We start from the raw sequence: 21062 nt of genomic DNA, 5'->3' as shown, positions 1-21062 counted from the left end.
TAGATTCGCCTAGACGGGTAACAGCGCCGCGGCCACCCGCCGGCCCTCCGCCAGAAGGATGTTATAGGTACGGCAGGCTGCGCCGGTTTCCATTGCGTCCGGCATCAACCCGATTGCCTGCTTGATGGACGCTTTTACAGACGGCCTGACGAATTCCGTCCGCGTTCCCGTCCCCAGCAGCAGAACCTCTATCGCCGGATTGGCGCCCGCCACGGCCGCCAATGAGGTGGGACTCAAGGACGCAAAAATATCGGCCGTATCGCTTATGTCCCAATCCAGGACCGCATTGGGAAAGACGAGGACCGGACCCGTATAGGCGATTCCGGCGATCTGGAAGCGCCCTGGTCCATAGGAATCAATGACCTGTCGGTCCTCGGGAATGAGCGGCGTGATATCCAAGGGTCTGTCGTCAGCCCGCTTCCGGCGCAGCTTCTTCCCCAGAGGGGGATTCATCCTCGTCGCCCCGGCGCGGACGGATATACAGCAGCAGCGGCGTGGCGATCGCGACCGAAGAGAAGGTCCCGATAATGATGCCCCAGATCATCGCGATGACGAAGTCGCGGATGACCTCCCCGCCGAAGAACAGCAGCGCCAGCAAGGCCAGCAACGTCGTCACGCCGGTGACCACGGTCCGCGACAGGGTCTTGTTGATCGCCATATTGAACAGTTCTTCAAACGGCAGTTTCTTGTAGCGGCGCAGCTTGTCGCGCACCCGGTCATAGACGACGACGGTATCGTTGATCGAATACCCGGCGATGGTCAGGATCGCGGCAACGGTCGACAAGTTGAACTCCAACTGGAAAAACGAAAAAAGGCCGATTGTCGCAATGACGTCGTGGGTCAGCGCCAAGAGCGCCCCAACCCCATATTGCCATTCGAACCGGAACCAGATGTAAACGAGGATCGCCCCCATCGCGGCAAGGACGGCCAACAAAGCCGCTTCCTGCAATTCGGCACCGACCGTCGGCCCGACGACTTCGTTGCGGCGGTATTCAACCACGCGGTCTCCCAGGGTCTCCGTCACCATGTTGATGGCCGCCTGTTGCGCTTCGTCACCACCTTCCTGACGCTGGATCCGGATCAACAGCACATCAGCCTCTCCGAATTCCTGTATACCGACCTCGCCAAGCCCCAATGCGCCGAGATCGGACCGGAAAGACCCGATATCCGCCGGTCCCTCGGTCTTCACTTCAAGCAAGATACCGCCCAGGAAATCGATACCGAGGTTCAAACCACGGATACCGAACACCGTCAGCGATGCCACGACCAGCAGCACCGAGAACCCGATCGCCAGCTTGTGATAGCCAATGAAATCGATCTTCGTGTTGTCGGGAATGATCTTCAAACGCATCGGACTGCCCTTTCCGGCAAACTCTAAACCGTCAACGTGGCGGGCCGCTTGGACCGCAGCCAGGAGACCACGAAGAACCGGGTGACCATGATCGCCGTGAACATGGAGGTAACGATTCCGATCGACAGCGTTACAGCAAAGCCCTTGATCGGGCCGGACCCGAAGGCGAACAGGAGAAGCGCCGCGATCAATGTCGTCAGGTTGGAGTCGATAATCGTCGTTAACGCCTGCCTATATCCGGAATCGACGGCGGAGAACGGCGACCGACCGGCGGCCAGTTCCTCGCGGATCCGCTCGAAGATCAGCACATTGGCATCAACCGCCATACCGATCGTCAGGACGATCCCGGCGATCCCCGGCAAGGTCAGAGTAGCCTGCAGCCCCGACAGGACCGCGATGATCAGCCCAATGTTGAAAATCAGGGCGATGTCCGCCATCACGCCGAACAGGCCATAGCTCATAATCATGAAGACGATGACGGCAACCAGTCCGATGATGCTGGCGATCTGCCCCGCGTCGACGGAATCCTGCCCCAGGCTCGGCCCGATGGAACGCTGTTCGAGGACCGTGATCGGCGCCGGCAGGGCGCCCGCGCGCAACAGCAGGGCCAGATCGTTTACCTGTTGGACGGTAAAGCTGCCGCTGATGATGCCGCTGCCGCCCAGGATCGGTTCCCGGATAACCGGCGCGCTGATCACCTTGCCGTCGAGCACGATGGCGAGATAACGGCCGGCATTTTCCTGCGTCACATCGCCAAACTGCCGTCCGCCGAGCGTATCGAAACGGAACGAGACGACCGGCTGGTTGTTCTGAAAACTCGGCTGTGCGTCGACAAGCCGCTCACCGCTGACCCGAACAGTCCGTTCGACCAGGAATTGCTGCCCGTCATTCTCGTTGGACGGCAGGATCACCGTACCCGGCGGCGCCGTCGCCGGGACCTGACCGGGTGATGCTCGTTCGTCCAATAGATGGAAGGTCATCTTGGCCGTCTGGCCGATGATGTCGATCAGCTCGCCGGGGTCGTTGAATCCCGGCACCTGGACCAGAATGCGGTCCTCACCCTGACGTTGGATAACGGGTTCCCGTGTTCCCATTTCGTCGATCCGTCGACGAATGATCTCAACCGACTGTTCCACTGCATGAATACGGGCGGCGGACAATGTCGCTTCGTCGAAAGTCACGGAAACGCGGCTGTCTTCCAGGGTGCTCAGACGCAGAGTACGGTCGATTTCACGGACATTGCTCTGCGCGGCATCAAGCTGACTTTGATCCCGCAATCCGAAGACAACGGAACTGCCTTGCACACCCAAGCCGGTATATCCGATCCGCTCCTTCCGCAGCGTTCTGCGAATGGCGTCAACGGTGGACTCCAGTCGCTCCTTCACGACCGCATCCGTTTCGACCTCCAACAGCAGGTGGGACCCGCCCTGCAAGTCGAGACCGAGGCTCAACGTCTTGCCGGGCGCAAAGTCCGGCAGACCGTCAAATGTGCCTTGCGGGAAGAAATTGGGGGCTGCGTAGATGATACCCATGGCGCAGATCACGCCGATGAGGACCTTTTTCCATAAAGGGAACTGGAGCATGCTGCGGCAGCTCTTTCGCTTGTGTCGGCGGCCGGCACCGGCACCAGGGCCGGCCGAACCGCCGCCGTTACGGGATTAAGAGGACTTTTCGTCCTTCGTGTCTTCGTCCTTGGCCGCGTCCTTGTCGGATTTCACGGTCTTGGCCGGTTCCGTCTTGCTGATCACATCCATCAGCGTGCTGGCGGCAACGCGGATCCGGACGCCTTCGGCAATCTCGACCTGCAGCTTGCCGTCATCCAGGACTTTCGTGACCTTGCCATAGATCCCACCGCCGGTGAGAACCTGGTCGCCCCGGCGTGCCGCGCCGATCTTGGCCTGATGCTCCTTCTGCCGCTTCTGCTGCGGCCGGATGAGCAAGAAATAGAAGATCGCGACGATGGCGATCAGCGGCAGGAACTGGATCAGTCCGCCCATTCCGCCGGCAGCGGCGGCCCCATCTTGGGCGAAAGCCGTCGATATGAAGTACATAAAACCTCCCTACCAGGACGCCGTTGCTGCACGTGGCCCTGGATACCCTGGTCCGCGGCCGGTGCGACGCCCGATCAAATGGAAATCCGACGCGGCTCTACCGCCTCGATTGAGAACCGCCGGACTATAGCGACGGTCAGCGCTTTTGCAACGCCCGTAGCCTGCTCCGACCCGGCCCTCATTTCGATGCCATATAGGGGCTTCTCGACCGGTTTTTAAGTCATCGGTCGGATTTGACGTCTACCGAGTTCATCAGACTGCAAAACCTGCCGGAACCGACATTGCCTCCGGTCACCACGGTGACCACGGTTTGTCCCTCGATCGCGATCCTGCCGCTCAGAACCGCCGCAATCCCGACCGCCGCCCCCGGTTCTACGACAATCTTGAAATGCTCATACGCGAACCGCATGGCGTCGCAGACCTCCTCATCACTTACGCTCAGTCCCCCTGCCAGCAATTTCCTATTGATCTCAAAGGTTTGCTCATTCGGCGTCGGCGTCATAATGGAATCGCAAATCGTCGTTCTTCCGGCCGGGTTGCGAACTCTCTCGCCCGCGTCAAGCGACCGGCAGGTATCGTCGAACAGTGCCGGCTCTACCGCGAAGACGCTCGTTTCGGGCGAGGTCTCGTTCGCAACGAAGGCCGTGGCCGCCGTCAATCCGCCTCCCCCACAGGGAATCAGTATCGCATCCGGCAAAGCACCCAGACCACTAGCTTGGTCAAAAATTTCAGTCGCGACCGTCGCGGCGCCCGCATGAACGCGAACATCGCCGCTCGGCGGGACCACGACACGGCCCGTTTCCGCGCGCAGTTCCGCGACGACGTCATCGCTGTTCTGCATTTCCCGATCATAGAAGGCGATCTCGGCGCCCAAGGCGCGGGTACGGTCGATCTTGTCGGACGGAACGTCCGACGGCATGACGATCAAGGCGGAACTGCCGAGCAACCGGGCCGCCAACGCAACGCCCTGGGCGTGGTTACCGGATGAATAGGTGATCGCTCCCCTGCCTTTTTCGCCAGGCGTCATATGCCGAATACGATTATAGGCCCCCCGAATCTTGAACGCGCCCGTCCGCTGCGCGCATTCCGCTTTTATCAATAAACGCCCACCCAACCGCGCATTCACGTCAGGGTTTTCCAGCAAGGGGGTTCGAATCACGATCCCGTGCAACGCTTCGACAGCGTCACGCACATCCGCCATTGTCAGAGGATCGGTCTTAAGGTCTTCGGAAAACGCGGGCATAAAAGCAACTCCACGAAAGGGCGAATGGGTGAAGGGATAAAGTATGAATGGCCGGTTGATATCCCCTGTCGCAGAACATCGGCAACTGGGCAACTTGCCCCTCAACGTTTCCTGGGCCGCACAAGTCCCAACATCCAATCCGCATTGACGCTTGAAGACCCAGGCAATACCGTCCCGCGCCATGACAAATACGACACAGAACACAGACCTTCTCCCGCTCCTGGAGCGTATAGCAACCGCCCTTGAGCGGCTCAGTCCGCCGGCCCCGGCCGAGGACGATCTGGCGACTGCGGACGCTTTCGTCTGGCATGCCGCGGACGGCCGCTTGAGCCCGGTCAAGAAGGTCAACCGGGTCGATATCCAACTGCTGCGCGGTGTCCAGTTGCAGCGTGACCAGCTGCTCGAAAACACCAGCCGCTTCGCAAACGGATTGCCCGCGAACAATGCTCTGCTCTGGGGGTCCCGGGGAGCCGGCAAGAGCTCGCTCGTCAAAGCCGTCCATGCCGCTGTGAATGCGGAAAATCCCGGCAGTCTGGGGCTTGTCGAAATCCACCGGGAAGACATCCCCACGCTCCCGGTTCTGCTGGACCGGCTTCGCAATACGGACCGCCGTTGGGTTCTGTTTTGCGACGATCTCTCCTTCGATGGCGAAGACGCGGCCTACAAGTCCTTGAAAGCGGTGCTGGAAGGCGGCGTCGAAGGGCGCCCCGACAACGTCGTATTCTACGCGACTTCGAATCGACGCCATCTCATGGCGCGGGACATGATCGACAACGAACGCTCGACCGCGATCAACCCCTCAGAAGCGGTTGAAGAGAAAGTCTCGCTTAGCGACCGGTTCGGCCTTTGGCTCGGGTTCCACAACTGCGATCAGCAAACCTATTTCGATATGATCGCAGGCTATGTCGAGGCCTATGACCTCGGCATCAGTGAAGAGGAATGGAAGCCGCGCGCCGTTGAATGGACGGTGACCCGCGGCGCGCGTTCCGGCCGGGTTGCCTGGCAGTTCATCCAGGAACTCGCGGGAAGCCTGGGCAAGCCACTGACCTGACGGCTGCTCTTACCCGGAACAGAGCCAGACAAACGTATGTTTCCGCCCCGGGCGGGTAGACGGAGCGCAACGGCGCCCCGTCACATGCCCCGTGAAATTCAGGCGGCGCGCACACCGCTCAGGAAGCTTTCCACTTCCTGCCTCAATTCGTCAGCCTTGACCTTCATCCGACCAGCGACCTGAGTCATCTGACCGGCCGCGGAGCCGGTCTCGCCCGCCGCCCGAGTCACCTCGCCGATATTGCTGGACACGTCCTGCGCGCCAGTCGCCGCCTGATCGACACTGCGCGTGATCTCACCGGTCGCAGCCACCTGTTGTTCGACAGCCGCGGCAATGGCCGCCGTGGTGCTATTGATTTCATCCACCGTTCGCGCAATCGCCTGGATCGCCGAGACGGCAGCCTGCGTCTCGCCCTGGATCGACGTGATGTGGCGGCCGATATCCCCGGTCGCCTTGGCGGTTTGCGTGGCCAGGCTTTTGACTTCGTTCGCGACGACCGCAAACCCCTTACCGGCTTCTCCCGCCCGTGCAGCCTCGATCGTGGCGTTCAACGCCAACAGATTGGTCTGCTCCGCAATATCCTGGATCAACTGAACCACCTGGCCGATTTCCTTTGCCGCTTCCGCCAGCCCCTGGACCGTGTGGTCTGTCTTCTGGGCCTGCTCCACCGCTCGCACCGCGATTTCCGCCGACTGCGAGACCTGACGCCCGATTTCACTGGAGGAATGCGAAAGCTGCTCGGTTGCGGCGGCGACACTCTGCACATTCTCAGATGTCTGGTCGGCTGCCTCCGCCACTGTCGTTGCACGACGGTTCGTATCTTGCGCGATCGAACTCATGGAAGCCGAGGTCTGCTCCGTCTCATTCGCCGAACCGGAGAATGCGTCGAGAACTTCCCCCACCTTGCGATCGAAATCACGGGTGAGTTCCTCAATTCGTTTCGCGCGTTCCTCGCGACCTCGGGCTTCCTGTTCCTGCTGCGCCCTCATTTCGTCCGTACGGATCATGTTCTCCTTGAAGACCTGAACCGCGTCGGCCATAGCGCCGATCTCGTCACGATGGTCCTGCCCGGGAATATCCACCGACCTGTCGCCGCCCGCCAAAGCCGTCATGGCCTGTGTGATCGCCTGGATCGGCTTTGAGATTCCGGCCCCGATCAACCAGGCGAGAACAAGGGCCAGAACCACGCTGACCACGGAAACGACGACAGAGATCATTATGCCGATGGAATTCGAGAGTTTCGCGTCTTCCCCCAAGGCGGCCTGTTCCTTCGCATTCGCATCCGCCAGCGTCGCCATGTCGTTTACGACCGAGGATCCGAGTTTCGTCAGGGTTTCATCCACGACACGGGTACGTTCCTGAACCGTGTCGAACAAGCGCTCGGAAGCCGCCCGGTAAGCGGGGTGCAGTTCCAGGACTTCGGTCGACAAGGCGGCGCGCGTTTCGTCGTAGATGTTTTCCGCCAGCGCCGCGTGCTTCTCGTCCATCTTCGCGCTTTCCGCCAGAAGCGCCTCGAAAGCCGGGCGATCCGGGTTGACCAGGAACTTGGCGACATGATTGCGCATGATCAGGATGCTGCGCATGACTTCACCGCCGAGGGCCGCAACATCTGCAAGATATTCGTCGGTCGCGGTTCGAACCAGTTCGCTTATATTCGCTTCCATCTTCGCGTCCTGGACCGAAAGCTCCTTCTCGATGATCCCCACGCGCTGTTTCTCAAGGTGTGTCGCCTCGGTGAACGCGTTGAAATACGCCTTCAGATTCTCAGCGACCGTGTTCAGCGTTGCGCGGGTTTCATCAGCCAGTTCCATCTCCGACAGCGCAGCCATCTGACTCTCAACCCGTTTCCGTGCCGCGGCCACTTTGATGACGACCGACGTCGACGGCCGGACCAGGAAATTCTCGACGAGCAGTTGCGCTTCCAGCATCGACGCCTGGACACGCCCGATCTCGGCTGTCTGGGTCGCAAGAACACGGTATTTCTCCGCATTCGACCCCGCCTGTTTCAAGCCCCACCAGGCGGTTCCCCCAATAATCAGCAGCAGAATGACGATGGCGCCGAAACCGCCATAAATCTTTGTGGAAATATCAATCTTTTTAATGAAAGGCATCTGGAACTCCTGACCAGGGATTTAGCGCGCAAGAAGAGTGGAAAAGCCCAAAGAATTGGGGCTTGTCCAATGTTATGGTCAGGCGGTTAACGAAACCTCAACACGAAGGTTTTTTGTAGAATTTTATCATTCTAAACAATTAGATAACCCGAATAATCGAAACCGGGCACGATTGGCCCGTCCTCTCCCGTCAGGCGCCGAGACGCCCTTGCGGATCAATGGCCTTGCGGCCTTTCCGTATCTCGAAATGCAGCTGTGGACTATCGACATTGCCGCTGCTGCCGACACGGGCGATCGCTTGGCCCCGGCGCACCTGATCTCCGCGCCGAACCAGGATATCAGCCGTATGGGCATAGGCGGTGACATACCCATCGGCATGTTTGACCAGCACCATGTTCCCAAACCCTTTCAGTTCGGAACCTGCATAGACCACAACACCGTTCTCCGCGGCCCGAACGGGCGTGCCGCGCGGGGCTGCGATATTCACCCCGTCATTGTGCAAGCCGCCGGCCTTGGGCCCATAGCGCGAGATCACCCTGCCCTGGACCGGCCATAGAAAAGTGTCCTTGCTGCGCGCGCCGGGCCGCGGAACAACTTTCGGGCCGGCAATGGCAACCCGGCTGGTGCCTTCCGGTTTCAATCGCGGTCTCGGGAATCCGTCCGTCGTCACGGCGAAGTCTCTACGCGGCGGTGGGGCCGCCGCGGTCTGCTGGACCGGTTCCTGCCCCACTTCACCACGCACCGGCGCCCGCGGACCGCCCGCCACGGGCTGCGTTGAAGTGGGCGGCTCGTCGGACCGCGGGCGGACGGCCAACGGCGCATCCAAGGGCTCTTCTGCCAGTTTGCGGCGTTCCTCCGCCGTCAGTTTGGTTTCGAACCGCACGGTGGGTTCCGGTTCCGCTGCTTCCTGGCGGGGTTTCGCGGCAAGGCTCTGCGCCTCGACCACCCGGCCGGGAATGACGAGCCGCTGCCCGACACGAATCGTGAACGGCGGCTTGATCGCATTGCGTTGGACCAGTTGGCTCATGTCCACGCCATATTGCCGCGAGATGCCGTACACCGTTTCGCCGGGCTGCACCCGATGGACGCGGCTGGCGGGAATGGTCAGGCGCTGTCCTTTCAACAGCAGATAAGGCGGCTTCAAGCCGTTTGCCGAGATCAGATCGCGGGTACTGACGCCATAACCACGGGCGATCGAATACAGCGTTTCGCCGTCGCGTACCTCGTGCAGGGAACCGTCCTGGATTTCCGCGACCGGACCAGACGCAGCCGGCACACCGCGCCCGGCGGGTGGCGCCGTGCCGTCGAACACGCGAATCCGTGGTGCCCCCCTGTCCGAACAGGCGGTAATGCCGAAAAGGCAAAGCAGAAGAAGAAGCGCAATCGGGGTCGGCGCGGCTGCGTTCAGGACGTTCCTGCGGCTCGGGCGGACCACGTTTCCTATTGCGTCCCTTCCAGCAGAGGCACAAAACGAACGCCGCCCAGTTCGGACGTCGTGATCGTGCCGTCTTCGTGTTTCACCAACTTCAGCAGGCGTTGCGACACAGGGTCCATGCCAACCGGAATGACCAGCCTGCCGCCCGGTGCCAGTTGATCGATGAGCGCCTGTGGAATTTCCGGCGCAGCCGCGGTCACCATGATGCATTCGAATGGCGCCTGTTCCGGCCAGCCCTTGTACCCGTCGCCATGGCGAGTGGTGATGTTGTGCCGGTCCAAGGCCTTGAAGCGCGCCTCGGCCTGCTTCAACAGGTCCCGAATACGTTCAATTGTATAGACGCGGCGGCATAGCAAGCTGAGCACCATGGCCTGGTATCCGGACCCGGTCCCGACCTCCAGAACCTTGGCGCGGTCATGCACTTCCAGGGCCTCCGTCATCATGGCGACAATCAACGGCTGGCTGATGGTTTGCCCCAAGTCGATCGGAAGCGCGGTGTCGTCATAGGCATGCCGACGAAACCCTTCGGGCACGAACATTTCCCGGGGCGTGCGTTCCATGGCTTTCAGCACGCGCGGATCGCGAACACCCGCCTGCCGCAGGATAAGAACCAGTTTGGCACGATCCTGCGCAAGCTTGTCCCCGGCCTGATTACCCCCTTCCGCTACAGTGGAAGACATCACGTCAACGCATCCTTCATTTGATCCAGCATGCCCCGGTCCGTGATCTCCACGCGGACCGGCGTCACCGTAATATATCCGTCCCGAATCGCCGTGTAATCGCAATCCCCTTGGCGCAAGCCGATGCCTCCATTGTGGCGCAGTCTATAGGTCCCCGAACGCCGTGGGTCGTCCCCTGGCGCCACAACGAAGCTGGAAGCATCGTCCATCCGCCCTTGCGGGACAGGCACCATTCCCCGGATGTCACCATAGGGTCGATTCGGAATATTGACGTTGTAGAAGACGTCGCGAACCCAACCGAACGCCGCCAGTTTGCCAAGCACGTCGGGCAGGACGCGTTCCACCGTGTCCCAGTTGATTCCGATTTCGCCACGGTAAGCGCTGAATGAAATTGCCGGCACGTTCTGCAGGCAAGCCTCGATCGCCACGCCCATCGTCCCGGATGAGAAGAAGTCATCCCCCATGTTCAAACCATGGTTAACGCCGCTCAACACGAGGTCGGGCAGACCATTTGAGAAAACCTTCTGCAGCCCCAGAATAGCGGCATCGGCCGGACTGCCGTCCGTCACATAACGTTCCGCCGTCCCTACCCGCTTCAAGCGGACATGCCCGGCATAGGTGATCATGTGGGAAGCGCCGCTGCGCCCGCCTTCGGGCGCAACGATGCGGGCTTCCTTCACAAGCGGGCGCACCGCGTCTTCCAACACCGCCAGCCCCTTGGCACGGATGCCGTCGTCGTTGGAAATCAGAACGCGCGCCGCCGCCAGATCGACGATCTTGCGCGCCTCGGTCACGCCACGCTCTCCACCTCGATCCGAGCGATACCGCCCATATAGGGCCGCAAGACGTCGGGAACCGTCACGCTACCGTCCTCGTTCTGATAGTTCTCGAGGACCGCAATCAGCGTACGACCAACCGCCAGACCGGACCCATTCAGGGTGTGCACGAACTTCGTACCTTTTTCACCCGGCGTGCGGAACCGGCCTTTCATGCGTCGGGCCTGGAAATCCCAGCAATTGGAGCAACTGGAGATTTCGCGGTAACGCCCCTGCCCCGGAAGCCAGACTTCAAGGTCATACGTCTTACGGGCACCGAACCCCATGTCGCCGGTGCACAGCGCCAGCACACGGTAAGGCAGGCCGAGCGCCTGAAGTACGCCTTCCGCGCATCCGGTCATCCGTTCCAATTCCTCTTCGGACTTGTCGGGGTGGGTGATGCTGACCATTTCCACCTTCGAAAACTGGTGCTGGCGGATCATGCCGCGCGTATCGCGACCGGCCGCTCCCGCTTCCGACCGAAAGCAAGGCGTCCAAGCGGTATAACGCATCGGCAGGTCCGCTTCGTCGACGACGGTGTCCCCGGCCAAATTTGTAAGCGGTACCTCAGCCGTCGGAATCAGCCAGAAGCCTTCTTCCGTCCTGAACAGATCCTCGGCGAATTTCGGCAATTGCCCCGTACCGTACATGGTCTCGTCGCGGACAAGGACGGGCGGAATGATTTCCGTATAGCCGTTTTCCAACGTGTGCCGGTCCAGCATGAAATTCGCCAAGGCGCGTTCAAGCCGCGCCAGCGCGCCCTTCAACACCACGAAACGCGCACCGGAAAGCCGGGCGGCGGTTTCGAAATCCATCAACCCGTTTGCTTCACCGATATCGAAATGCTGCTTGGGTTCGAAGGAGAATTCCCGCGGGTCGCCCCATTTGCGGATCTCGACATTGGCCTCTTCATCCGGGCCGACGGGCACATCGTCCGCCGGAATGTTCGGCAGGGATTCGAGTATGCCGGTCAGGTCCTCGGCAGCCTTGCGTTCCTCCGCCTCCAGATCGGCGATGGTCGATTTCAGTTCCGCGACTTCGGCAATCAGATCGTCCGCGTTTTCGCCGGCCTTCTTTTTCATGCCGACTTCCTTCGACGCCTCGTTCCGGCGGGCCAGAAGTTCCTGCAGACGGGTCTGCGCGGATCGGCGCGCTTCATCCATCGCCAGGATGCCGGCGGACATGGGGCCCATGCCCCGCGCTTCCATCGCCTTGTCGAAATCCTTGGGGTTATCGCGGATGAATTTCAGGTCGTGCATAGCCGAACCGTTCCAATGTCGTTCAGATTTTCAAGAGAGGCCCCAACGTCGTATCGGGGCCGGACCGGCGCGTTTATAAGCGAGGATTCCGGTGCGGTCCACCGGCGGGCCGACACTCGGTTTCAGACCGATGTCAGTCCTCTACGCCCGCTTCCTGGTTCAGGAGGGCTTCCCGTTCCGACTTCTGCTTCTCGATCAGCACCGCGCACCAGATCGAAATCTCGTAGAGCAGGATGATCGGGATCGCGAGACCGAGCTGACTCAGCGGATCCGGAGGGGTCAGAATCGCGGCGGCCACAAAGGCGATCACGATGGAATAGCGCCGCTTTTCCCGGAGCGTCCTGGCCGTGACAATTCCTGCGCGGGATAACAGGGACAGGATCACAGGCAGTTCGAAACTGATCCCGAAGGCAAAGATCAAACGCATCACCAGCGACAGATACTCATTAACCTTCGGTTCGAGCGTGATCGCCACCGTTCCGTCGCCGGCTTGCTGCTCGAAACCGATGAAGAACTGCCAAGCGACCGGCAGGACGATGTAATAGACGAAGGCTGCGCCGATGAAGAACAGGATCGGCGTGGCGACGAGGAACGGCAGGAAGGCCTTTTTCTCGTGCTTATACAGGCCAGGCGCGACGAACATGTAGACCTGGGCGGCGATCACCGGGAAAGCCAGGCAAAAGGCCGCGAAGAAGCCGATCTTGATATCAGTGAAGAACTTTTCGTGCAGGGCCGTGTAGATGAAGCGACGGCCGGTTTCTTCCTTCCAGATCTCCGCCAGCGGCGCGACCAGGAAATTGAAGATATCGTCCGCGAAGTAGAAACAGATAAAAAACGCGGTGATCAGGCCGCCGACCGAGTACATCAGCCGCTGCCGCAACTCGATCAGATGATCCATCAAGGGCGCCTTGGACTCGTCGAGGTCGTCCTTTTCGTTCTCAGCCGCGCTGCTCATGCGTCGCCTCCGGCGGATTTCTTGGAGGTCTCGTCCTTGGATGCCGGCTCAGCGGCAATTTCAGGCGCAGGCGCAGGCGCCGCGCTTTCCGTCGGCTTGGCCGGCGCCTCCTCGGTCTTCTTCGCGGAAGACAAGGCATCCCTGGCCGAGAATTCAGCCTGCTTCCCGGCTTCGTCCAGACCGCGCTTTTCCTTGTCGATGTCGGATTTCGTTTCCTTCAGAATGGAGCCCACCTCGCCGGTCGGGTCGACCGTATCGGTGATTTCCTTCTCCCAATCCGACTTGGACGTGTCTTCAAGCTTTTTCTTGAGGTCGTGCAGGTCCGCTTCCCGCGCCATCTCGTCGATGCTCGATTGGAATTCACCCGCGATGCTGCGCAGCTTCTTCATGCCCTGCATCACGGTGCGGAGCACGCGCGGCAATTCGCGCGGACCAACGACGATCACGGTTATGACCGCGATCATCAGCAGTTCACTCCAACCAAGATCGAACATCGAGGGGGTCCCCGCCCGAAGGCGCTAAAGCAGTTACCGCAGACTTAACCGTTGCGGCGCCGTTACGGCGGATCAGCCGTTGGCGGCCTTATCCTTCACGTTGCTGTCCGAGGAATCCGCGCTCGCATCGGATTTCAACTGTTTGGCATCGCCTTCGCCGGCTTCCTCGTTGGTCTGATCCTTCACGTTTTTCTTGAACGCGTTGAGACCCTTGCCGAAATCACCCATCAACTGGGAGATCTTGCCGCGACCGCCGAACAACAGCAGCACAACCGCCAGAACGATAAGCCAATGCCAAATACTGAATGCACCCATTCCCTTGTCCTCAAATTCACGCACCGTATTGTGATGCGCCCCGTGTCGGAGGTAAGCCGCCGCTACCGAAATCGGCGCGTTCTTGATTTAGGCCCTATTTAGCGGCTCCGCCCGGAAAAACAAAGGCCTGACTTTGATCAAGTTCGATGGCCTGTATGGTTTCTTCGACCGGCAGGTAGGACCCAGGTACGCGGGCATGCAAATGAAGCTCTTCACCCGTGGTCTTGCAGGTGCAAAGGTGGACGAGGCTCGTCCGGCCAAGCAGCCTCGCACTGAGGACCTTGGCAAATCCAGGCCCGATCGAATTCACGGTCGCCGGCGACAGGCGCAGCGCCTCGGGGCGGACCAAAACGTCGACCGGTGCGCCATTCGCCATGCCCGGCGCCGGCAGAACACCGACCGCGGTTTCAACGGATCCCCCCTGAACGATACCGGAAATCCTGTTCACCTCACCAAAGAAGGCCGCGACGAAGGGATTGCGGGGTTGTTGATACAATTCACGGGGCGCTCCGTCCTGCACCAGCCGCCCATCCTTCATGACGGCGATGCGGTCAGCCATATACATCGCCTCCTCCGCATCATGTGTGACCATCAGCGCCGCCGCGCCGCTTTGCCGCAGGGCGTGGAAGGTCTTGTCGCGGACGGAGTCGCGAAGGCGCGCATCCAAACCGGAAAACGGTTCGTCCAACAGTACGACGGCCGGTTTGGGCGCCAAGGCCCGCGCCAAGGCGACACGCTGCTGCTGTCCGCCGGAAAGGGTGTGCGGGTAATTTTCGGCGTAATCCGCCATCCCGACCAGCGCTAACGAATCCATGGCCCGCGCACGGCGGTCCCGTTCAGCCATTCGTTCCAAACCGAAGGTGACATTTTCCAGCACATTCATATGCGGAAAAAGCGCGTAATCCTGGAAGACCAGCCCGATATGCCGGTGTTCCGGCGGCACTGCCCGTCCGCCGCCATTCAACTGACGGCCGGCCATCCAGACCTCGCCGCTCGCAGGCGATTCCAGACCGGCGGCGACCCGCAACGCCGTCGTTTTGCCGCAACCGGAGGGCCCGAGCAGACAGACGGTTTCCGAAGGGGCAACGGCCAGGGACAGATCCTTGACGGCAACCATCGTGCCATAGGCATGCACGATATTCCGGAATTCGAGCGCGGGCGGCCCTTCCGAGCGCTCCCGTCGCGTTTCAGTATCCGTCACGTTCGGCACATCACTCATCAAAAAATCCCGGTCCGACGCGTCTTTCAGCAGTCTCTGATATTACTTATTGCGGCTGCTAATTAATCACAAGGACTAAGGAACCTGAAGGAAGACGCAACCACTATTCGTCCAGCGCGATCGCGTCCTCGGTTTCGACCGCTTCGTAGTCGTCCTGCTCTTCGAAAAGGTCGATTTCCTCTTCCTCCAGCGTTTCGGAATCGGCCAGATCAGCCTCGCTCTCGCGCATGGAGATGGCGCCCACCCCCGGTCGGCTGTCCAATAGCCCGGCGGCCTTCAATTCCTGGACACCCGGCAGGGACTTCAGGTCTTCCAACCCGAACTGATCCAGGAAGGCCGGTGTGGTGCCCCAGGTCACCGGTCTGCCGGGAACCTGCTTGCGCCCGCGCGGTTTGATCCAGCCTGCTTCCAGCAGCAGGTCGATCGTCCCGCGGCTGACCGCCACCCCACGGATCTCTTCGATCTCTGCCCGGGTTACAGGTTGATTGTAGGCGATGATCGCCATGGTCTCGATCGCGGCCCGGGACAGCTTCTTCGGCGTTTCCCGTTCGACCGTCATATATTGGGCCATATCGGCCGCGGTCCGGAATGCCCAAGCATCGCCAACCTTGTTCAGGTTTACCCCGCGGTTGGCATACATCCCCTGCAACTCTTCCAGCAGGCCGTTCAAATCGGCATCTTCCGGCATCCGTCCAGTCAAATGCTTCACGGTCACCGGTTCAGCACTGGCGAACAGTATGGCTTCCAGCAGGCGGAGTTGTTGAAAACGGTCCATCCGGTCCCTCAGTCCTCATCCTTGAGCGCAGGCTCGTCGTCCAAGTCGTCTAACTCGTCCAGATCGTCTAAATCGTCCAAGTCATCGTCGTTGTCGATGACGGGACCTTCCCCATCGGCGTCATTCGCCGCATCGGCCGCGAAACCGCCTTCCGGCAGCCGCCGCATCGGCGCCTTGCGGATCATGATCGGGGCGAACACGCTGCTCTGCTGGACGTCGAGCAGCCCCTCCCGCACCAGTTCCAAGGTCGCCGCGAAGGTCGCGGCCATGGCCGAGCGACGCACCAGGGGATCCCCCAAATCCGGCGGAAGATACTGTTCCAGTGTCGACCATTCGGGAATATTACCGAGTATGGCGCGCAAGCGTTGCACCGCCTGATCCATCGAATAGAGCGCGGTGGGCGTAATACGAAGGGTCGAGCTGTCAGACCGTCGCTTGACATTCCCGTAGGCACGCAACAAATCGAAAAGCGTTACATTCCAAGTTGTTGTTGTGTTGACCTTAACCTTTTCCGGCATCCCGCGCGCGAAGAAATCCTGCCCCAGACGCGGCCGATCCAAAAGGACTTGCGCGACATTCTGCATGGCCTCCAGCCGTTGCAGCTGGAAGGCAAGACGCGCGGCCAGCTCCGCCGGATCTTCGCCGTCCTCATCATCCCCTTGTACGGGTAGCAGAAGCCGTGATTTCAGATAGGCGAGCCACGCCGCCATCACCAGATAATCAGCGGCGATTTCCAGCTTCAACTCCCGCGCCCGATTGATGAAGGCCAGATATTGTTCCGCCAGCGCGAGGATGGAGATTTTCGTAATGTCGATCTTATGTTCGCGACTCAAGGTCAGCAGAAGGTCGATCGGCCCTTCAAACCCGTCCAAGGCCAGCACCAAGGCGTCGTCCGACAAGGCATAGTCCGGGGACGCGCTTTCGAATCCGTCTTCCTGGACGGGCGTGGGGCTGGTCGATTCGTCGCTCATGGTCAGCCCGACTTACCGCCCCGGCGCGCCGCTAGCAAGCCTGCCCGGTGACCGACCGGACGAATTCGCACCGCAAGCCCCGCCATTCGAGCATCGGTAGCAGGGAAAGCGCGGGATCAAACCCCGGTCTAGGCGCCGGGTCGGACGGGAATGCAGGGAATATTGCCGGCCTTCAGCTTACCGCACAGGCTTTCGGCGGCAGCCTTATCGGCCATCGGACCGCCACGAATCCGGAAAAAAGTCCCCTTGCCGGTCACGTCGACTTCTTGAACCTGCAAGGTAAGGTCCCCAAGCAAATCCTTGTTTTTTCCGACAATTCTTGCCCATTCCTTTTCGGCCGCATCCTGACTGCGGACCGCGCCGACCTGGACGCGCCATTTTTCCGACAAGGCCCCATCGGTCAGAGCCGCCACCGCCTTGGGTTCAGGCGCGGCCTCGGCGGTCGGCTGGGGCGCGGGCGGTTCCGCAACAGGTTCGGGCTTTGGCTCGGCCGGCGGCGGGGTGATGGTCGCCACCGTATCGGTCTCGGCCAGTTTCGCTGCGCTGGCCGCGTCCTGGCTCGCCTGCTCTTGCGCTGCTTCGATCTTTTCTTCCGTCTGCTCGCTCAGCGTCGCGGGCGCTTCCGGCGCCGCAAGTCCTTCCGCCGGCAAGGGCGGGGCGGAGATCTGCGGCACGCTGGGTTTTTCCGTCTCGTTCAGTTTGTTGGTCGCCGTCACCACCGGCTCACCCGCCGGCGCGCCGCCCTGCACGGCCGGTTGCGTCGCGGGCGGCACCATCGGCTCTTCCGGCGGTGGAAGAAGCGTCTCTACCTGTTCCTGAGATCCGTTCGAGGCCCCGCCCTGAACCACGTCATAGACGGTCTTGTCCCGGTGCGGCACGGCAAGACCGCCTGGGTCCTCCGGCTTCACCTTTGCTGGGCCTTCCGGCGCCAGCAACGGCGCCGCGACTTCGGTGCCTTCCCGGATGCCCTGGTCATAGGCGTAGTAGACAAGTCCGCCCAACGCACAGACCGCGAGCACCGCCACGACAAGCGGCGCCGTCCCCAGCTTTCGCTTGGACGAACCGCCGCCCTTCCCGCCGTCTTCCAGATCGGCGAGTTCCTTTTCCAACGCATCCAGTTCCGAAGTCACCGGCCTAACTCCACCACTATCCAGGGTAACCCCAATTCCGGGGCCGCATTGTGGCCGTCAGGCGGCATGCGCCGATCGGGATTTGCCTCAGCCTTTACACGCGACTGCTTCAGTGCAGTTCTGCCCTCGGCTCCACGCCGAATACGTCCAGGCCGGACGCAATCACCGTCCGCACAGCGCCCACCAACGCCATCCTGGCCATCGTACGCGATTCGTCTCCCGGCACAACGAAGCGCAGCAGGGTATCCTCGCGGCCTTTTGTCCACAGGGCATGGAACGCCGCGGCCAGGTCGTAGAGGTAATAGGCCAGCCGATGCGGCTCGTGCGACAGCGCCGCTGCTTCGATCGTGCGCGGCCATTCGGCGAGCATTCGCATCAAGGCAACCTCGCCCTCTTCCGACAGCAGCGACAAGTCAGTACCCGCAACGGCGCCATCGGAGAAATCGACCGCCGGAAAGGCCTCATTCGCCATCTTCATGACCGAATGACAGCGGGCATGAGCGTAGTGGACATAGAAGACCGGGTTGTCGCGGGACTGCTCGGTCACCGCCGTCAGGTCGAAATCCATCTGCGCATCGTTTTTCCGGGTCAGCAGGTAGAAGCGCACGACGTCCTTGCCGACCGCATCGACCAGATCGCGCAGGGTGACGAAGGACCCCGACCGCTTGGACATCTTCACCGGCTCGCCCTTGTCCATCAGACGAACGATCTGGCACAGCTTCACGTCCAGTTCCGCCTCGTCCGCGGTGATGGCCTTTACGGCCGCCTTCATCCGCTTCACATAACCGCCATGGTCGGCGCCCCAGATATCGATCTGCGTGTTGAAACCGCGCTGGTACTTGTCCAGATGGTTCGCGATATCGGAGGCGAAATACGTCCAACTGCCGTCGGACTTCTTCAGCGGCCGGTCGACGTCGTCACCGAAATCGGTGGCCCGGAACAGGCGCTGCGGCCGCGGCTCCCAATCCTCGGGCTTCTTGCCCTTCGGCGGCTCCAGCACCCCGGTGTAGATCAGATCACGCCCTTCGAGCACGGACAGGACCTCGTCAACCTTGCCCGCTTCGACCAGCGCCCGTTCGGAGGTGAAGACGTCGTGATGCACGCCGAGCGCGGCCAGATCCTCACGGATCAGGTCCATCATGCCGTCGACGGCCGTCTGCCGTGTGATCGGCAGCCACTCCTCCTCAGGCAGTGCCAACAGCTTGTCGCCATGATCCTGCTTCAGTTTCTCGCCGACGGATTTTAGGTATTCGCCCGGATACATCCCCTCCGGGATTTCACCGATATCCTCGCCCAGCGCCTCGCGATACCGCAGGAAGCTGGACCGGCCGAGCGTATCCACCTGGGTGCCGGCATCGTTGATGTAATACTCCCGCGCGACATCGAACCCGGCCTTGGCCAGCAGCGAAGACAACGCGTCACCGATCACCGTGCCGCGGGCATGCCCGATATGAAGCGGTCCGGTCGGGTTGGCGGAGACATATTCGACATTCACCTTCTGGCCCTTGCCGATATCGGTCGAACCATAGGCCGTGCCTTGTTTCAGAATAGTGCGGATCTCATCCTGCCAGACGCTGTCCTTCAGGCGCAGGTTGATAAAGCCGGGCCCGGCGATTTCAGCGCTTGCGATCCGGGGTGAGGCAAGCAGCTTGTCGGCAATCTTCTCAGCCAGATCGCGCGGCTTCAGCCCCGCCGGCTTGGCCAGTACCATGGCCGCATTGGTTGCCGCGTCGCCATGCGACGGGTCACGCGGCGGCTCGATCCCCGCACGGTCCAGCGCCGCGTCAGCGGGAAGAACTCCATCCGCAACCAATCCGCTCAACGCGACCGACAGGTCGGCGAGCAGTTCCTTGAATACGCTCATCTATGCCTCGTTCTACAAGGGTCCTATCCGACCCGAATGCTGATTACAGGACGCCGCCGATACGCTTCCATTCCCGCCGCGCATAGCGGTCGGTCATGCCGGCGATATAGTCGGCGATGACCCGCGCGCGCTGCGGCGCGTCCATATTCTCCACCCCGACACTCCATTCCTTCGGCATCTGCCCGGGATCGTTCATGAAAATCATGAACAATCCGCGCACGGTGGCCTTGCCGGCGGCACGCGCCTCATTGACCCGCTCATTGCGATACATGCGCTCGAAAAGGAAGGATTTCAGAGTGGCCTCCTTCTTCCCCATCGCCTCGGAAAAGGCAACCATCGTATGACCCGCATCACGGACATCCTGAACGGTTTTCGGCTTCACATCTTCCAGACGAGACCGCGTTTCGCGGCCGATATCGGCAACCATCTCTCCGATCAGGCGGCGAACGGCTTCGGATATAGCCACCCGCCGATCGATCTCCCCGTGATCGTTGTGAACCTGGGCAAAGACCGCCCCCACATGCGGAACCGCGTCGGAAACCTCTGCGATACTGAACAGACCCGATCGCAGCCCGTCATCCATGTCGTGGTGGTTATAGGCCACATCGTCGGCGATGGCGGCCATCTGCGCCTCCAGCCCCGCATGGGCGGAGAGGGCCAGGTCATGACGCTTGTTGTAGGCCCGGATGGTGGGCGGCAGTTCCGCTTCGGTCTTCACCGCGCGCTTGCTGTCGCCCAGCAACGGCCCGTTATGCTTGACCAAGCCCTCGAGCGTTTCCCAAGTGAGGTTCAAGCCCTCGAAATCGGGATACCGCTTTTCCAGAAGCGTGACGACGCGCAGCGACTGATCGTTGTGGTCATACCCGCCATAGGGGTCCATCACGTCATCCAGCGCATCCTCCCCCGAATGGCCGAAGGGCGGATGCCCCAGATCATGGGACAGCGCCAGGACCTCCGTCAGATCCTCATCCAGGCGGAAGGTCCGCGCCATCGATCGCGCGATCTGGGATACTTCCAGCGAATGGGTCAGCCTAGTGCGCACATGGTCGATTTCCGGCGCCACGAAGACCTGGGTCTTATGCATCAGCCGCCGAAAGGCAGCGCAATGGATGATCCGGTCGCGGTCGCGTTGAAACGGCGTCCGTGTCGCAGACGGCGCTTCAGGGTAGAGACGGCCCCTGCTCTCCTCCCACAGGGTGGCAAAGGGCGCGCGGTCGGACGCATTCGAAACTGGTGCATTTGGCTGGGTCATAGCCGCTGACGTAACCTTTTGTGCGATTTGGCGCAACCGAGAGGCATTCGAAACCATGCCCCACCCATTGCATATTGCATGAAAGCCTTTC

At 61.1% G+C, this 21062-nt stretch carries 20 protein-coding genes; 1 reads left to right on the top strand and 19 read right to left on the bottom strand.

The window, feature by feature from the left end; translation table 11 throughout:
• Window positions 1-9: 9 nt before the first annotated feature.
• The 5 genes from ACQK2G_RS09260 to ACQK2G_RS09240 all read right to left on the bottom strand — a co-directional run bounded on the left by ACQK2G_RS09260 (window position 10) and on the right by ACQK2G_RS09240 (window position 4645).
• Window positions 10-453: an Mth938-like domain-containing protein gene (locus tag ACQK2G_RS09260; protein ID WP_425404743.1), complete on the bottom strand. Its 444-nt coding sequence runs from the start codon at window positions 451-453 to the stop codon at window positions 10-12.
• Window positions 410-1351 carry a protein translocase subunit SecF gene (gene secF / locus ACQK2G_RS09255; RefSeq protein ID WP_425404742.1) on the bottom strand — a complete coding sequence of 314 codons (942 nt, stop codon included), beginning with the start codon at window positions 1349-1351 and terminating at the stop codon, window positions 410-412. Before secF ends, ACQK2G_RS09260 begins: the two co-directional genes overlap by 44 nt.
• A 23-nt stretch (window positions 1352-1374) precedes the next feature.
• Window positions 1375-2934: a protein translocase subunit SecD gene (secD, locus tag ACQK2G_RS09250; RefSeq protein WP_425404741.1), complete on the bottom strand. Its 1560-nt coding sequence runs from the start codon at window positions 2932-2934 to the stop codon at window positions 1375-1377.
• Window positions 2935-3009: 75 nt separating this feature from the next.
• On the bottom strand, window positions 3010-3402 hold the full coding sequence (gene yajC, locus ACQK2G_RS09245; protein WP_425404740.1) for a preprotein translocase subunit YajC: 393 nt from the start codon (window positions 3400-3402) through the stop codon (window positions 3010-3012).
• A gap of 220 nt (window positions 3403-3622) precedes the next feature.
• Window positions 3623-4645 (bottom strand): threonine ammonia-lyase, encoded by a 1023-nt coding sequence (locus tag ACQK2G_RS09240; RefSeq protein WP_425404739.1) that lies wholly within the window; start codon window positions 4643-4645, stop codon window positions 3623-3625.
• Between the two features lie 181 nt (window positions 4646-4826).
• Here ACQK2G_RS09240 and ACQK2G_RS09235 point away from each other — a divergent pair, with 181 nt between their 5' ends.
• Window positions 4827-5696 carry an ATP-binding protein gene (locus ACQK2G_RS09235; RefSeq protein WP_425404738.1) on the top strand — a complete coding sequence of 290 codons (870 nt, stop codon included), beginning with the start codon at window positions 4827-4829 and terminating at the stop codon, window positions 5694-5696.
• Window positions 5697-5794: 98 nt separating this feature from the next.
• Here ACQK2G_RS09235 and ACQK2G_RS09230 read toward each other — a convergent pair whose 3' ends face one another.
• From ACQK2G_RS09230 to ACQK2G_RS09165, 14 genes are all read right to left on the bottom strand, one after another.
• Entirely contained in the window at window positions 5795-7807 is a 2013-nt protein-coding gene (locus ACQK2G_RS09230; protein WP_425404737.1) for a HAMP domain-containing methyl-accepting chemotaxis protein, read from the bottom strand.
• A 190-nt stretch (window positions 7808-7997) separates the two neighbouring features.
• Window positions 7998-9119, bottom strand: coding sequence for a peptidoglycan DD-metalloendopeptidase family protein (locus ACQK2G_RS09225; protein ID WP_425404736.1), 1122 nt, complete (start codon window positions 9117-9119; stop codon window positions 7998-8000).
• A gap of 128 nt (window positions 9120-9247) precedes the next feature.
• Window positions 9248-9922, bottom strand: coding sequence for a protein-L-isoaspartate(D-aspartate) O-methyltransferase (locus ACQK2G_RS09220; RefSeq protein WP_425404735.1), 675 nt, complete (start codon window positions 9920-9922; stop codon window positions 9248-9250).
• Complete coding sequence (gene surE, locus ACQK2G_RS09215) at window positions 9922-10716, bottom strand: 5'/3'-nucleotidase SurE (protein WP_425404734.1); 795 nt, start codon at window positions 10714-10716, stop codon at window positions 9922-9924. The genes ACQK2G_RS09220 and surE overlap by 1 nt, the downstream gene beginning before the upstream one ends.
• Window positions 10713-11996, bottom strand: coding sequence for a serine--tRNA ligase (serS, locus tag ACQK2G_RS09210; protein ID WP_425404733.1), 1284 nt, complete (start codon window positions 11994-11996; stop codon window positions 10713-10715). Before serS ends, surE begins: the two co-directional genes overlap by 4 nt.
• Window positions 11997-12129: 133 nt before the next feature.
• Complete coding sequence (tatC, locus tag ACQK2G_RS09205) at window positions 12130-12951, bottom strand: twin-arginine translocase subunit TatC (protein WP_425404732.1); 822 nt, start codon at window positions 12949-12951, stop codon at window positions 12130-12132.
• Window positions 12948-13445, bottom strand: coding sequence for a Sec-independent protein translocase protein TatB (gene tatB / locus ACQK2G_RS09200; protein ID WP_425404731.1), 498 nt, complete (start codon window positions 13443-13445; stop codon window positions 12948-12950). The genes tatC and tatB overlap by 4 nt, the downstream gene beginning before the upstream one ends.
• Before the next feature lie 72 nt (window positions 13446-13517).
• Window positions 13518-13760 carry a twin-arginine translocase TatA/TatE family subunit gene (locus tag ACQK2G_RS09195; protein WP_425404730.1) on the bottom strand — a complete coding sequence of 81 codons (243 nt, stop codon included), beginning with the start codon at window positions 13758-13760 and terminating at the stop codon, window positions 13518-13520.
• Window positions 13761-13854: 94 nt separating this feature from the next.
• Window positions 13855-14979, bottom strand: coding sequence for an ABC transporter ATP-binding protein (locus ACQK2G_RS09190; RefSeq protein WP_425404729.1), 1125 nt, complete (start codon window positions 14977-14979; stop codon window positions 13855-13857).
• 103 nt (window positions 14980-15082) lie between these two features.
• Window positions 15083-15754 carry an SMC-Scp complex subunit ScpB gene (scpB, locus tag ACQK2G_RS09185; RefSeq protein ID WP_425404728.1) on the bottom strand — a complete coding sequence of 224 codons (672 nt, stop codon included), beginning with the start codon at window positions 15752-15754 and terminating at the stop codon, window positions 15083-15085.
• A gap of 8 nt (window positions 15755-15762) precedes the next feature.
• Window positions 15763-16725: a segregation and condensation protein A gene (locus ACQK2G_RS09180; RefSeq protein ID WP_425404727.1), complete on the bottom strand. Its 963-nt coding sequence runs from the start codon at window positions 16723-16725 to the stop codon at window positions 15763-15765.
• Between the two features lie 128 nt (window positions 16726-16853).
• The gene (locus ACQK2G_RS09175) at window positions 16854-17855 is read right to left on the bottom strand and encodes an SPOR domain-containing protein (protein ID WP_425404726.1); all 1002 of its coding nucleotides are present in this window, start codon (window positions 17853-17855) and stop codon (window positions 16854-16856) included.
• Between the two features lie 109 nt (window positions 17856-17964).
• A complete protein-coding gene (argS, locus tag ACQK2G_RS09170) occupies window positions 17965-19719 on the bottom strand; it encodes an arginine--tRNA ligase (protein ID WP_425404725.1) in 1755 nt (584 codons plus the stop codon).
• A gap of 43 nt (window positions 19720-19762) precedes the next feature.
• On the bottom strand, window positions 19763-20971 hold the full coding sequence (locus ACQK2G_RS09165) for a deoxyguanosinetriphosphate triphosphohydrolase (protein WP_425404724.1): 1209 nt from the start codon (window positions 20969-20971) through the stop codon (window positions 19763-19765).
• Window positions 20972-21062 lie beyond the last annotated feature (91 nt).

It is taken from the genome of Hwanghaeella sp., from assembly GCF_965227365.1.
Lineage (GTDB): Bacteria > Pseudomonadota > Alphaproteobacteria > UBA8366 > Aestuariispiraceae > Hwanghaeella.
This window is presented reverse-complemented; position numbering and strand designations above follow the sequence as displayed.

Bases quoted from the DNA above. Each gene is read 5' to 3' on its own strand.
- ACQK2G_RS09260 (WP_425404743.1), bottom strand. From the start codon at position 453: ATGAATCCCCCTCTGGGGAAGAAGCTGCGCCGGAAGCGGGCTGACGAC.
- secF (WP_425404742.1), bottom strand. From the start codon at position 1,351: ATGCGTTTGAAGATCATTCCCGACAACACGAAGATCGATTTCATTGGC.
- secD (WP_425404741.1), bottom strand. From the start codon at position 2,934: ATGCTCCAGTTCCCTTTATGGAAAAAGGTCCTCATCGGCGTGATCTGC.
- yajC (WP_425404740.1), bottom strand. From the start codon at position 3,402: ATGTACTTCATATCGACGGCTTTCGCCCAAGATGGGGCCGCCGCTGCC.
- ACQK2G_RS09240 (WP_425404739.1), bottom strand. From the start codon at position 4,645: ATGCCCGCGTTTTCCGAAGACCTTAAGACCGATCCTCTGACAATGGCG.
- ACQK2G_RS09235 (WP_425404738.1), top strand. From the start codon at position 4,827: ATGACAAATACGACACAGAACACAGACCTTCTCCCGCTCCTGGAGCGT.
- ACQK2G_RS09230 (WP_425404737.1), bottom strand. From the start codon at position 7,807: ATGCCTTTCATTAAAAAGATTGATATTTCCACAAAGATTTATGGCGGT.
- ACQK2G_RS09220 (WP_425404735.1), bottom strand. From the start codon at position 9,922: ATGTCTTCCACTGTAGCGGAAGGGGGTAATCAGGCCGGGGACAAGCTT.
- serS (WP_425404733.1), bottom strand. From the start codon at position 11,996: ATGCACGACCTGAAATTCATCCGCGATAACCCCAAGGATTTCGACAAG.
- tatC (WP_425404732.1), bottom strand. From the start codon at position 12,951: ATGAGCAGCGCGGCTGAGAACGAAAAGGACGACCTCGACGAGTCCAAG.
- tatB (WP_425404731.1), bottom strand. From the start codon at position 13,445: ATGTTCGATCTTGGTTGGAGTGAACTGCTGATGATCGCGGTCATAACC.
- ACQK2G_RS09195 (WP_425404730.1), bottom strand. From the start codon at position 13,760: ATGGGTGCATTCAGTATTTGGCATTGGCTTATCGTTCTGGCGGTTGTG.
- ACQK2G_RS09190 (WP_425404729.1), bottom strand. From the start codon at position 14,979: ATGAGTGATGTGCCGAACGTGACGGATACTGAAACGCGACGGGAGCGC.
- scpB (WP_425404728.1), bottom strand. From the start codon at position 15,754: ATGGACCGTTTTCAACAACTCCGCCTGCTGGAAGCCATACTGTTCGCC.
- ACQK2G_RS09180 (WP_425404727.1), bottom strand. From the start codon at position 16,725: ATGAGCGACGAATCGACCAGCCCCACGCCCGTCCAGGAAGACGGATTC.
- argS (WP_425404725.1), bottom strand. From the start codon at position 19,719: ATGAGCGTATTCAAGGAACTGCTCGCCGACCTGTCGGTCGCGTTGAGC.
- ACQK2G_RS09165 (WP_425404724.1), bottom strand. From the start codon at position 20,971: ATGACCCAGCCAAATGCACCAGTTTCGAATGCGTCCGACCGCGCGCCC.